Annotated in this window: 11 protein-coding genes and 1 riboswitch; of the genes, 3 read left to right on the forward strand and 8 right to left on the reverse strand. The window is 60.5% G+C overall.

The window, feature by feature from the left end; genetic code table 11:
- Window positions 1-105 precede the first annotated feature (105 nt).
- Window positions 106-597 (forward strand): hypothetical protein, encoded by a 492-nt coding sequence (locus tag ACN0TA_RS14190; RefSeq protein ID WP_417584050.1) that lies wholly within the window; start codon window positions 106-108, stop codon window positions 595-597.
- Here the strand turns inward: ACN0TA_RS14190 and ACN0TA_RS14195 are convergent.
- Genes ACN0TA_RS14195 through cobW form a run of 5 tightly spaced genes read right to left on the reverse strand, consistent with a single transcriptional unit; the run spans window position 594 to window position 6,754 of the window.
- Window positions 594-1,124, reverse strand: a complete 531-nt coding sequence (locus tag ACN0TA_RS14195) for a hypothetical protein (protein WP_417584052.1) — start codon at window positions 1,122-1,124, stop codon at window positions 594-596. The two genes, ACN0TA_RS14190 and ACN0TA_RS14195, sit on opposite strands and share 4 nt — an antisense overlap.
- A complete protein-coding gene (gene cobO / locus ACN0TA_RS14200) occupies window positions 1,121-1,762 on the reverse strand; it encodes a cob(I)yrinic acid a,c-diamide adenosyltransferase (RefSeq protein WP_417584054.1) in 642 nt (213 codons plus the stop codon). Before cobO ends, ACN0TA_RS14195 begins: the two co-directional genes overlap by 4 nt.
- Window positions 1,759-5,478: a cobaltochelatase subunit CobN gene (cobN, locus tag ACN0TA_RS14205; RefSeq protein ID WP_417584056.1), complete on the reverse strand. Its 3,720-nt coding sequence runs from the start codon at window positions 5,476-5,478 to the stop codon at window positions 1,759-1,761. The genes cobO and cobN overlap by 4 nt, the downstream gene beginning before the upstream one ends.
- 5 nt (window positions 5,479-5,483) lie before the next feature.
- Window positions 5,484-5,702 carry an alkylphosphonate utilization protein gene (locus ACN0TA_RS14210; RefSeq protein WP_417584059.1) on the reverse strand — a complete coding sequence of 73 codons (219 nt, stop codon included), beginning with the start codon at window positions 5,700-5,702 and terminating at the stop codon, window positions 5,484-5,486.
- Window positions 5,699-6,754: a cobalamin biosynthesis protein CobW gene (gene cobW / locus ACN0TA_RS14215; protein WP_417584061.1), complete on the reverse strand. Its 1,056-nt coding sequence runs from the start codon at window positions 6,752-6,754 to the stop codon at window positions 5,699-5,701. Before cobW ends, ACN0TA_RS14210 begins: the two co-directional genes overlap by 4 nt.
- 240 nt (window positions 6,755-6,994) lie before the next feature.
- A riboswitch (cobalamin riboswitch) is annotated at window positions 6,995-7,273 on the reverse strand.
- A gap of 87 nt (window positions 7,274-7,360) precedes the next feature.
- On the opposite strand from cobW, the gene ACN0TA_RS14220 reads away from it, so the two are divergent.
- Window positions 7,361-8,338, forward strand: a complete 978-nt coding sequence (locus ACN0TA_RS14220) for an aldo/keto reductase (RefSeq protein ID WP_417584063.1) — start codon at window positions 7,361-7,363, stop codon at window positions 8,336-8,338.
- A 187-nt stretch (window positions 8,339-8,525) separates the two neighbouring features.
- Window positions 8,526-8,978: a GNAT family N-acetyltransferase gene (locus ACN0TA_RS14225; RefSeq protein WP_417584065.1), complete on the forward strand. Its 453-nt coding sequence runs from the start codon at window positions 8,526-8,528 to the stop codon at window positions 8,976-8,978.
- Window positions 8,979-9,034: 56 nt separating this feature from the next.
- Here ACN0TA_RS14225 and ACN0TA_RS14230 read toward each other — a convergent pair whose 3' ends face one another.
- The 3 genes from ACN0TA_RS14230 to znuA form a co-directional block, all read right to left on the reverse strand.
- Window positions 9,035-10,141, reverse strand: coding sequence for a GTP-binding protein (locus ACN0TA_RS14230; RefSeq protein WP_417584067.1), 1,107 nt, complete (start codon window positions 10,139-10,141; stop codon window positions 9,035-9,037).
- 58 nt (window positions 10,142-10,199) lie between these two features.
- Window positions 10,200-11,390 (reverse strand): zinc metallochaperone AztD, encoded by a 1,191-nt coding sequence (gene aztD / locus ACN0TA_RS14235; RefSeq protein ID WP_417584069.1) that lies wholly within the window; start codon window positions 11,388-11,390, stop codon window positions 10,200-10,202.
- Window positions 11,391-11,543: 153 nt separating this feature from the next.
- Complete coding sequence (gene znuA / locus ACN0TA_RS14240) at window positions 11,544-12,518, reverse strand: zinc ABC transporter substrate-binding protein ZnuA (RefSeq protein WP_417584071.1); 975 nt, start codon at window positions 12,516-12,518, stop codon at window positions 11,544-11,546.
- Between the last annotated feature and the right edge of the window lie 72 nt (window positions 12,519-12,590).

The following is a 12,590-nucleotide window of genomic DNA, read 5'->3' on the forward strand; positions in this document are numbered from 1 at the left end:
GGACGCCCTGTTTACGGCAATTGCGCGCCGAGCGGAACCGCGACGCGCAAACAATGGGGCAAAGCCGGCTTGCGAAAACCACATTCGGTCGGCAATCATCGCAAAATGCTCAGTCGATTTGTTCTTGCCGCAATAGTTATCGTCAGCGTTTCCGGGAGTTTTCCGGCCGCGGACTGGATGCGTTACGTCAATCCGCGATTCGGCGCGGCCGTCGACATTCCGGCCACCTTCGTTGCCGACGGGCCGGCGCAGGTCGATGGCGAGGGCAAACGGTTTCGCGCGACCAGTGGGCGAGCGGTGATCACCGTGTGGGGTGGGCCGGCCAAGGACGCCGATTTCCTGGCCGAGATGCGGCGGCGGATCGGCGCTGAGGAATCGGAGGGCTGGGCGATCACCTATCGCTCGGAAACGCCGGACTGGGCGGCCTGGGGCGGCACGCGCGGCGGTCACGTTTTTTATGCGAAGGCCATTCTCGCGTGCAACGGACGGCAGACCGCCAATGTGCGGCTCGATTATCCGGCCGCGGACGTGCCGGCATTCGACGCTGTGGTTACCCGGCTGGGGCAGAGTCTGGGCCAGGACGGCGCGTGCTTTTAGGTTTTACGCCAGAGCCTGAAGCGATTGTCCGGAGCGACCAGTGTGTTCGCCGCAGCAACGGCATCGGGCCATGACCTGGCTCGGCCGAAGACCGAGTGGATCAGGCCGCTCAAAATCGGGGCTATCGCCGCGCCGTCTGGATAGTCCTCCGGAGCAATGTACCAGACTGCGCCTGCAGCGAGAAAGGCGGCGGCGAAGGCGTCTGTTCCGGTACCACAAGCCGTCGATATTACCGTTGAGGCGTCCACATCCGTTCCAGCCAGATCAGTAGCGCGGAGGCGATTGCCGACAAGATCGAGCGAGTCGATCCCGCGCGCCATTTCGGGCATTATGAACCCTTCTTTGTCACCATGGCCGGCGATGACAGCAAGGTCAGTTGAGCCACCGTTGAAATTGAATGCAGTCATAACGGCGCTCGGTTTTCCAATACGGCGAAGCTGAACATCGACGCCTTGGGCTTCCAACAGGCTGCGGATGAGCAATGGTTCATCGCCCGGCTCCAGCGCGATGATGACGGCACTGCTCAAAACTCGATACCCGCCTGGGCCTTGATGCCCTGTTCGCGGAAGGGGTGTTTAATCTGGGTCATTTCGGTGACCAGATCGGCGATCTCGATGACTTCATCCTTGGCATTGCGGCCGGTGATGATGACGTGCTTGTCGACGGGGCGGTTTTTGAGCGTCTCGATGACCTCCTCGAGCGGCAGATAGTCGTAGCGCAGACAGATGTTGAGCTCGTCGAGCAGAACCATCTGGTAGTCGGGGTCGGCGATCAGCTCTTTAGCGCGGTCCCAGGCCTGGCGGGCGGCTTTGAGGTCGCGCTGGCGGTCCTGGGTCTCCCAGGTGAAGCCATCGCCCATCGCATTGATCGAAACCTGATCGGGAAAATGCTCGAGGATATCGCGTTCGCCAGTGTGCCATTTGCCTTTGACGAACTGGACAATGCCGACCTTGAAGCCATGGGCGATGCCGCGGAACACCATGCCGAACGCGGCTGTTGACTTGCCCTTGCCCTTGCCAGTGTGGACAATGAGCAGGCCTTTCTCATTGGCATTGGCCTCGACGAGCTTGTCGCGCGCCGCCTTTTTCTTTTTCATTTTTTCGGCGTGATAGGCGTCGCGCTCGGCCTCGGTCATCAAATCTGTTTTTTTAGTGCGTTCGGTCATGTCTCGTCCTCGAGATAGGCGTAAGCGGAATTGGAGCGAGGGGTCCAGAAGCCGCGCCGGCGAGCCTCGTTGAATTTTTCGATCAATTCGTCATAGCCAAAGCGGTTGGCGTCGATAAGGAAGTCGCGGGTGGCGTCGTCTTCGACAAAGGCTGAAAAGGCCATGTCGAAGTGGTGGGATTTGACGGCACCGGTGGTAGCGGCGAACCCGAACATGAAATCGACTGTGGCGATGATCTCGAAGGCGCCGCGATAGCCGTGGCGCTTCATCGCGCCGATCCATTTTGGATTGACGACGCGGGCGCGCATGACACGCGCGATCTCTTCTTCGAGTGTCCTGACCTTTGGCATGTCCGGACGCGAGGTATCGAGGTGGTAGGCTGCGGGTTTATGGCCGGAAAGGGTTTCGACGGCAGCGGAGAGGCCACCTTCGAACTGATAATACTGATCGGAATCGAGCAGGTCGTGTTCGGCGTTGTCCTGAACGTGGACCACCGCATCAGCGGATCTCAGCCGGGCGGCGAACAGGCTTTTTTCAGCTATCCCTTCGGCGTGGGCACCATAGGCATATTGGCCCGACGCAAGGACGGCTTCGGCGAGATCCGATTTTTCGGCCCATTTCCCGGTATCCACAAGCTTGCCAACGCCCGTTCCGTAGCCGCCCGGGGCGGCGCCAAAGATGCGGTGTCCCGCGCGCAGACCGGCATCGTCCTGGGTTGCGCCCGCTTCCATCATGGCGAGGGCATCGGTGCGCATACGGGCTGCGATGGGGTTGTCTTCGATGGGTTCGTCCAGTGCGCCTATGGCGCGCACGGCGCGATCGAACAGGGAGATCTGGGCGGGGAACGCATCGCGGAACAGGCCGGAAATCCGCAAGGTGACATCGACGCGGGGGCGGCCGAGTTTGGCCAGCGGAACGATCTCATATCCGGAAATGGCGAGCGAAGCGCCTTGCCAGACAGGTTTGGCGCCGATCAGTGCGAGCGCCTGGGCGATATCGTCGCCCCCGGTACGCATATTGGCGGTACCCCATACGCTCATGGCGAGCGAGGCGAGCCAGACGCCGTGATCCTGGTAGTGCCGCTTGAGCAGATTTTCAGCGGATCTTTGCCCAAGCGCCCAAGCGGTCTGAGTGGGGATTGCACGGTTGTCGACCGAATAGAAATTGCGGCCCGTGGGGAGCGTGTCGATGCGGCCACGCGTTGGCGCGCCAGAGGGGCCAGGAGCGACAAATTTTCCCGCCAGACCGTCAAGGAGCGACTTGATCTCATTGGGGCCCGATGCTGCAAGTCGGGGCCGGATAAGTGTTTCGATTGTTTCGAGAACTTCAGTTGTGGCTGCCCAATCAGGATCGGGCGCGCTCCCGGTCACGAGCCTGGCGGCCAAGATCTCAAGACGATCGATAGTATCGCCATTGGAACGCCATGTACCATCCGCGCTCAAAACTGGCGGCTTTGGGCCGGTCCAGGGCGCAGCGAGATCGAGGGCAAGCGGATCGACACCGAGCCGGAGATCGTCGGCCAAAGCACGGATCAGCGAGGCATCGCCTCCCTGCCCTCCGCCACGCGGCACACGGGCGAAGGCGACGAGCAGGTCGCGCTCGAAAGTGCCGGTCGGAGATTGACCGAAGACATGCAGCCCGTCGCGGATCTGGGATTCTTTGAGCTCGCAGAGAAAATTGTCGATCTGGTTGAGCGCCTCGGCTTCATCGTCGGGCAGCGCCAGATCGAGATCCAGGCGGACGTCACGGGAAAAATCGAGAATCTTGCGCTTGAGGCTTTCAAGCCGGCGCTGGTCCATGCCCATCGCCGCGTAATATTCATCAAGCAGGGCTTCGAGATCCTTGAGCGGGCCATAGGTTTCGGCGCGGGTCAGCGGGGGCACGAGATGGTCGATGATGGTCGCGCCGGCGCGGCGCTTGGCCTGGGTGCCCTCGCCCGGATCATTGACGATGAAGGGATAGAAATGGGGGATCTGGCCCCAGAGAACCGAAGGGTAGGATTCGCTATCGAGCGCGTTGGCCTTGCCGGGCAGCCATTCGAGATTGCCATGCTTGCCGTTATGGATCAGCGCGTCGATGCCAAAGGTATGGCGCAGCCAGAGATAGGAGGCGATATAGGCATGGGGCGGCACGAGATTGGGATCGTGGAAGCTGATCTCTTCGGCCACATCATAGGCACGGGCCGGTTGGAGCAGGATCGCTACATTGCCGAAAATCTTGATGGGCAGGTGGAAGGCACCGTCGCGCACGAAGGGATCGGCTTCCGGGGCGCCCCAGCGCTGCGGGACGTCCTCGCGGATGCAAGGATGGAGGGCGTTGAGCCAGGCCTTGTAGGTTTTAACCGGCAGGATGGCGTCGGAAGTGCCGTTGCGCGGACGGGCATTGGTGGGGCCGGTCTGGAGGTGTTCGATAAGGGCGGTGCCCGACGACGGAACAGGCTCAATATCATAGCCCGTTTCAGCGAGGGTTTTGAGAATCTCGACGCTCGATTGGGGGGCGTCATAGCCGACGCCGTTGGCGAGGCGGCCATCCTTTAGGGGATAATTGGCGAGGACGAGGGCGATCTTGCGCTCGGCGGGGGATTTGGCGCGCAGGCGGGCGTAGTTCTGGGCGAGGTCCGTGGCGCGGGCGATGCCGTCGGGTTCGGGGGTGAAGGCCGTGAGCGGGCATTGGGTGCGTTCGTGCCAGACCGCTTCGGCCTTGTGCCCGACGATCAGCGCGCCAACGCGGCCATCGATTTCGGGCAGAACCACCTGCATGGCGAGGTCCTTGGAGGTCAGACCCCGCGGATCGGCTTCCCACATGATGGGCGGACGCGAGCCCTGAACGAGCTGGATGACCGGCGCGTCGGTCAGCGCAAAGGGGTTTTTCTCGAGCGTGAGATCGTTAATGCCCAGGGCGAAGCCTGTGAGGTTGAGAATCGCGGCGGGCTGGATATCGCCCAAAGCCTCTCGCACAAACGCAGCGCAGTCGGGCGATTTAAGCGAGGAAATGACGATGGGCACTGGCGCCAGACCTTGACGTTCCAGCCCGTTTATCAGTGCCTCAAGCGTTGCTGTACCCGACCCTTCCAGTACGGCGCGGTAAAACAGAATGGGCACATGGGCCGGCTTTTCGCGCTGTGTGTTCACTGGTTCGGGACAGACACCGCGCGCCGGCGCGCTGACGATGCCGCGTTGGCGATCCCAGAAGCCGAAGGCGGGAAAAGGGTGGGGCGCGGTGGGGATGGGTCCGCCCGCAGCGAGGGCGCGGAAGGCCGACAGGATCGCGTCCGCATTGTCGGGACCGCCGGTCAGAAACAGTTTGTGCAAGGCATGCCAATCGGCGTCCGCAATGGTCGAGCGGGCCAAAAGGATCGGGTCGGGGGTTGCGTCGCCGGGCAGGAAAGCCAGAGGAATGGATTTTTGCCGGGCCAGCATTTCGATTTCGTCGCAACCATAGGGCCAATAGGCCGAACCGCCGATCAAGCGAATGACGATCAGTTTGGCCTGGGCGAGGGTATCCTGGCACCAGAGGTCGACCGAGAAATTGTGGGTCAGCCGCATGAGGTTGGCCAGCCGCAAGCCGTCTTCGCCGGACCGGTCGGCGGCGGCTGCGAGCATGGCCAATTCGCTGTCAGCCGATGACGCGAAAGCGAAATCGCCGGGCGTCTGGGCGAGGTCTATGGCCTCGCCCTCCTGCTGGAGCGCACCGGCCTGTGCTGCGAGAAGGTGCACTAGCTTCAGGCCCTCTTGAGAAATTCTGTTCGCAGCACCAGACCCTTGACCTTGGGAATGCTGGCTTCGATTTCTTCGGGATTGCCGGTGAGCCGTATTCCCTTGACCAGCGTACCGCGCTTGACCACGACGGAGCTGCCTTTGACCTTGAGATCCTTAACGACGGTGACTGCATCCCCGTCGTTGAGCTGGTTGCCATGCGCATCGCGGACGATTTCGCTCATGCTGCCGCCTCGGCAATCTTTTGCAGGCTTGCCTCGATGGCCTCGCGGGCCAGAGGGCTTTCGCCGATCACCACGAGCCGGGTCACCTTATCTTCACCCTCGGCCCAATCCCTGTCGAAATAGGCGTTGACGCGGGGGCCGACGGCCTGGATGGCGAGGCGGGCGCGGGCGCCGGGGATGGCGGCGAAGCCCTTCAACCGCAGCACGTCATGGGTGGCGATGGTATCTGTGATGGCGGCAAGGAGCTGGTCGCGACCGGGGCCGGAGGGCAGCGTGATCGAAAAGGAATCGAAATCGTCGTGCTCGTGGCCCTCGCCATCGTGTTCGAGCTCGTGGTGGCTTTCGCGACCTTCCAGATTGTCCTCGGTGGACATCCCCAAGCCGAGCAGCGCCATTGTATCGACATGGCCGTTGGCGGCGCGCACGATCTGGGTGCCCTTGCGCATGTGCTTTTTGAGCTCTGCTTCAACGGCGTCGAGGGCCGCAGGGTCGACAAGGTCAGTCTTGTTGAGCACGATCATGTCGGCGGCGACCATTTGGTCCTCGAACAATTCGCCCAGCGGGGTTTCGTGGTCGAGCATTTCGTCGAGGCGGCGCTGGGCGTCGACGGCTTCTTCGTTGGATGCAAAGCGGCCTTCGGCGAGGGCGGCGGCGTCGGCCACAGTGACCACGCCATCGATTGTGACTTCAGCCTTGATCTCGGGCCAGTTAAACGCGCGGATCAGGGGCTGGGGCAGAGCGAGGCCGGAGGTTTCGATAACGATATGATCGGGGCGGTCAGGGCGCGCGAGGAGCTGTTTCATCGTGGGGATGAAATCATCGGCAACTGTGCAGCAGATGCAGCCATTGGCCAGCTCGATCATATCCTCTTCGCGGCAGGTTTCATCGCCACAGCCGGCCAACACGTCCTTGTCGACACCGATATCGCCGAATTCGTTGATGATGAGCGCTATGCGTTTGCCTTTGGCGTGAGCCAACAGATGACGCACAAGCGTCGTCTTGCCGGCGCCGAGAAAGCCAGTGATGACAGTCGTTGGGATTTTCGAGGTCATAGGGTCCTCCAGGGGACGAATGAAAAACTGTTTATGCGGAAAAGAGCGCCGCGCAGGCAGCGTCGGCACCAAGGGCGCAGGGGGGGCTTATGCCTTAACATGTCCTATGCCGGTCCGGCTCATGCCCTAACGGGCACGGAACAAACCGAAAAAGACGGATCGCGGGCGGGCCGCAGGAAAAATTCTGGTCGTCACAGCAACACCCTCCGTGTGCAAATGCGCAAATCCGAATCCCGGGACGGGTCGGTCCTGTGTGCTGGCAGGTCTCCTGGCTCATCGCTTTCAGGCCATTGCGCTCGATTACTGGCAGGGATGATCCATCCTTGCCCAAAGCGCGCCATCGGTGCCTGTTTGCCTTCCCAGCCCCAGGGCCAGTGGATTTGAACAGGATCCATCGCGACTTACAGTTGCGGGGGCAGCCACGGGATTGGCCCCTTTTGGGTCGTCCGCACCGTGTTCCCTTTTACTTCCCGTTTCGACTCTTGCAACGAAAGGGGAACCAACACGGTTTTAGATGTGCCACGCCGAGTGTCTCCGCGTCAATTGCATCGCGGCGCGCGCTCGCTTATCACCGAAGAGAACCAGACAACAAAGAGGCAGGCCAACATGAGAACGCGGCGATTGGGAAAGACCGATTTTCTGGTGTCCGAGATCGGATTGGGCACCTGGCAGCTGGGCGGCGATTTCGGCCCGATCGAGGACACCGACGCATCGACAATTCTTGCCAATGCCGCGCGGCTTGGGGTCAACTTCTGGGACACGGCGGACGTCTATGGCAGTGGACTGTCCGAGCACAGAATCGGCACGTTCTATGGCAAGCCCGACGGGTTGGTGGTGGCCACCAAGGTGGGCCGGGCCGCAGCGCTCTATCCCGACAAATATACAAAGGGCGGTGTGCGCGAGAGCCTTGAGGAATCGGCCAAACGCTTGTGCGTGGACAGCATAGATCTTGCCCAACTCCATTGCGTTCCACGCGACGTGCTCGAGGCTGGCGAAATCTTTGCGTGGATGGACGAGATCAAAGCCGAAGGGCTGATCAAGAATTGGGGCGCCAGCGTGGAAACGGTTGCGGAGGCAGAAATCTGCCTTGAGCAAGCTGGGCTCGCGACGCTGCAGATCATTTTCAACATTTTCCGTCAGGACGCCGCCGAAAGCCTGCTCGACAAAGCCATGGACCGCGATGTCGGGGTGATCGTGCGCCTGCCGCTGGCTTCAGGATTGCTGTCGGGTAAATATACCCGTGACACAGAATTCTCACCCACCGACCATCGCAGCTACAACCGCGAGGGTCAGGCGTTCTCGGTGGGAGAAACGTTTGGCGGGATACCGTTCGAGACCGGCGTGGAGCTGGCCGATGAGTTGCGTGGTTACGTGCCCGAAGGCCAGAGGATGAGCCTTTTCGCGCTGCGCTGGATCCTGGACCACAAGGCGGTTTCCACGATCATTGCCGGGGTCTCGCGCCCCGACCAGATCGGGGTCAATGCCGAAGCCGGCGATCTGCCCGAACTGCCCGATTCCGTGCATGAAAAGCTCAAGGCATTTTATGACGAGAAGGTGCGACCGACCATCAGAGGCGAGATCTAGCGATTGCTCGACCCCGCCGGGATAAGGATGTTGCGCCCTTGACCCCGTGGCCCGCAGGGTCATATGGATGGTTGTCAGCAGAAGGAGATTTATGCGCAGAGGCTCCGATTTGAACCGCTTTTAGCGGCATCGCCCGGCACATCGATGTGCCGGACCTCTTAGCATATCCAAATTCTGCGGAGTTCTCATGCAGACTCAGAACGTGACCATCCGTGCCTATGAACCGGCAACGGACACTGAAAAACTGTCGGGCATATGGCTCGATGCCAGTTTGCGCGCCCATGGTTTCATCGGCGAAGACCGGCTGTTGCAGCAACGCGCGCTTATCGAAACAGAGTACCTGCCCAATGCCCAGACCTGGGTGGCGTGTCTTAACGAAGAGCCCGTCGGCTTCATCAGTCTGATCGACACTTTTGTCGGGGGAATATTTGTCGCCCCAGACAGGCAAGGGCACGGCATTGGCCGGCGGCTGATCGCAAAGGCGATTGGCGAAAAGCGCACGCTTAGCCTTGAAGTCTATACGGCCAACCACCAGGCCATGCAGTTTTACACTGTGCTGGGGTTTGAGGAGGTTTCACGCCGGCCAATCGACGATGAGGGCCAGCCCTTTGAAAACGCCCTTCTGCGTTTGAGCGATTGATCGTGTGGCCGGGCAACCGTTTGCGCTGCCCGGCCATTTCTGATTGTCGAACGGGATCAGGACCAGTTTGGAAACGGATCGGCCAGATGGGCCCAGGCGTTCGGGTTGAACCGATGGGCAGGAACGAGACACCCGTCCAGCGCGCGGCGCAGAGCGGTTTCGTCCATGGGATCGCAACCGATAAAGACGATTTCCTGCCGGCGGTCACCCCAGACCGGATCGAGATAGGGCGCCATTGCGCGCTGCCAATCGGGATCATCGGGCCAGCGGTTTTTTGGCACGGAGGCCCACCACAGGCCGCGTTTTTCGGTCCGGACAAGAGCGCCCGCGTGGCTGAGTTCGCCCACATGATCGGGCCGGGTGGCAAGCCAGAAAAACCCCTTGGCACGTACGACGCCAGGCCAGGCCGAATTGACAAAGCGCTGGAAAGGCTCAGGCACGAAGGGGCGTTTGGCGCGATAGACAAACGAGCGGATGCCATATTCCTCGGTTTCGGGCACATGGTCGGCAAAGCCGCTCAACTCGCGAAACCAGAGCGGGTGTGTCTGGGCGTGATCGAAATCAAACCGCCCGGTGCCCATGATCTTTTCGAGCGGCGCCTTGCCGAAATCGGTCTCGACAATCTCAGCCTCGGCGTTGAGCGAACGGATGATCTTGCGGGCGGCATCGCGCTGATCGGCGTCGCCAAGGCTTTCGCCATGCTCGGCGAGCCTGTCGCGGGAGGCGTAATGGGTGAGAAGATTGGCCGCGTCGACGACTGTGACCATTGTGTCGAGCCGAGCGAAATCGGACAGGCTACGCTCCTCCTCGTCGCGAAACGCGAAGGTTGTGGCGACCGGAAGCGGCTCGGATATACCCGTGGATTCGATCAAAAGGTAATCGAAACGCCCCTCTTCGGCCAGCTTGCGCACTTCAACAAGCAAGTCATCGCGCAGCGTACAGCAAATGCAGCCATTGGTCATTTCGACAAGCTGTTCGTCGGTACGCGAAAGATTGGCGCCACCCTCGCGCACAAGGGACGCATCGATATTGACCTCGCTCATATCGTTGACGATGACGGCGACCTTGCGGCCCTCGCGATTGGCGAGAACATGATTGAGCAGCGTAGTCTTGCCAGCGCCCAGAAAGCCCGAAAGCACGGTGACGGGGAGACGGGTGTCCATGAGTTGTGACCTTGTGCGATGAAGACCGCGGGGCCGCGCAGAGCGGCCCCGCTCAGATTCAGTGAACTGTGCCCGAGCCACCCACTGCGACAATGTTCATGGGCACGCCTTGCACCGCGACGGTGCCGGTCGGCTCGAAGGCGACGGCGTCGATCCGGTGGATCAAAGAAGCGTTGGGATCGGTCACGAGAATTTCGTTTCCAGCCACAGCGATGCGGGGACGCGGGTCGGACCAATGGCCGTCCATCGAATAGGGCGCAGTGAGCGAAAGTTTTGTGCCAAGTTCGCCCGAAAGGATGTTCAGGCGATGCAGATTGCCATCTTCAGTGAAGATGTAAGCAAACTGGGGCCGCACCGGATCCACGGCGAAATGCACGCGGCGCGCAGGCAGATCGACAAGACGGAAAGCCGGCGCATTTGGGTCGATCAGGACAACCCGATCAGCACCGAAATTGCCCAGAAAGTATTGAATACCGACGCCGCCGATCAGGGTCGAGCTTTTGCCTTCGGGAAGATCCTCGCCATAAGCCAAATGGGATATCTGGGGGCCGTTCGCGCTATCTGTGACCAGCAGCAGGCCGGTATCGCAGGCGATGGCGAGCAGATTGGCTGAGCTTGCCTCTCCATGAAGACCGGGACATTCGTACGTGTCGCCAAGTTTTTGGTCGTTGGCGTCCAAAATATTGATACCGACAGGCAGATTTGAAGGATCTTCAGGGTCAGGCTCGGTGATGAGCACATGATCCCCATACGCTACTGCAACGCCATGATGCGGCTCACCGGCCGCAACGCGGCGCGGCGCGTCTGTGCCGAAGCGGGATTCTTGGACGATCCTGGCGGCGCCCTCCTGATCGAAGAACAGGGCGATCTGGCCGTGATGTTCAACGAAATGGACGGGATATTCGCCTTCAACCGCAACGTCGAGCAGCGCGGGGTCGCCGATTTCGATATCACCATGGTCACCGTGATCGTCGACAGCAATGCCAGTATCGATTGCCTGCACGATATTGGCTTCGGCCTGAACAGCGAAGACGTGCTTGCCGCCGGAGGTGGCGTACAGGCTGGCCGGACCTTGTAGTGTGAAGGTGTCGGTGACCTTGCCGCCATCGAGATCTATGACGCTGACACTGCCTTGCGCCTGGTCGGACACGAAAGCGCGCCAGATCGAGACCTCATCGGCAAGTGCTGCATCTGGCAGGACGATGCCGGCCAGAAGGGCGGCACTCAAAAGGGGGCCATTAAGCTTCATTACAATCTCCACTAAATGTTATAACATTACATATTGGGTTATACTCGGGCGCGCAATGATGCGTTGAGAACACCGTGACGCCGAGGGTGGGACGGGCTGCACACTGGCTGCCCGTCCCCTTGCCCATCAACCAATGCCGGCAGGCAAACCGGTTCAGTCGGCGAGGCAATCGATAAGGTTGCTGGCCATTGTTTCGATCAGCGTGAAATAGAGTTCGGGGCCATCGGCGATATCTGCACCAAGCGGATCAAGCGTTCCAATGCGTGCGCCGGTCCCTTCGGCGATGGTCTGGATGACTTGGGGCGAAAATTGAGGCTCGGCAAACAGACATGCCGCGCCTTGCTGTTCCACAACCGAACGGATCTCGGTCAACCGCCCCGCCCCTGGAGCGATTTCGGGATTGACCGTGAATGAGCCCGCAGCCTCGATGTCAAAGCTCTGTTCGAAAGCGTGATAGGCGTCGTGGAAGACAAAATATGGTTTGCCACGGGCGGGGGCGATGCGCGCATCAACTTCGTCTTGCAGTGCATCGAGACGGGCGACGATGGCTTGACCATTGGTATTGTAGGTTTGCGCGTTCTCAGGATCAGCAGTTATCAGCGCATCGGCTATAGCTGCAACCATAAGGCGGGCATTGTCGGGATCGAGCCAGATATGGGCATCGCCATGCTCATGATTGTGACCCTCGTTGTCGTCTTCATGCTCATGGCCATGATCGTCGTGATCTTCTTCATGGGCGTGTTCTTCGTGACTGTGAGCCTCGAAGAGACCACCCTCGCGAAGTTCAAGAATCGTCATGCCCTCGATATCCATCATCTCGACCTTGGTGGCGTTGGCCGATAGCGTCTCGAGCGGACCATCGAGGAAGGTTTCGAGGTCTTCGCCGATCCAGAACACCAGATCGGCGCCTTCGAGCTTTCCCGCATCGGACGGACGCAGGGAAAAGCCGTGCGGGCTGGCCGCGCCCTCGATCAAGAGCTCAGGCGTACCGACCCCATCCATGACTCCAGCGACCAAGGAATGCAGCGGCTTGATTGTGGCGACAACATTTGGCGCGGCCAGGGCTGGGCTGGCGGCGAACAATGCGACGGCGACGGGAGCGAGAAGAGCAAAAGCTTTATTGGGCATTGTCGGGAGGGCTCCAGACGATTATGTTATGACATTACACGTCAATGTAATGCTATAACATTGCAACTGAAG

Origin of the sequence: Pelagibacterium sp. (assembly GCF_048264985.1) — a bacterium.
Lineage (GTDB): Bacteria > Pseudomonadota > Alphaproteobacteria > Rhizobiales > Devosiaceae > Pelagibacterium.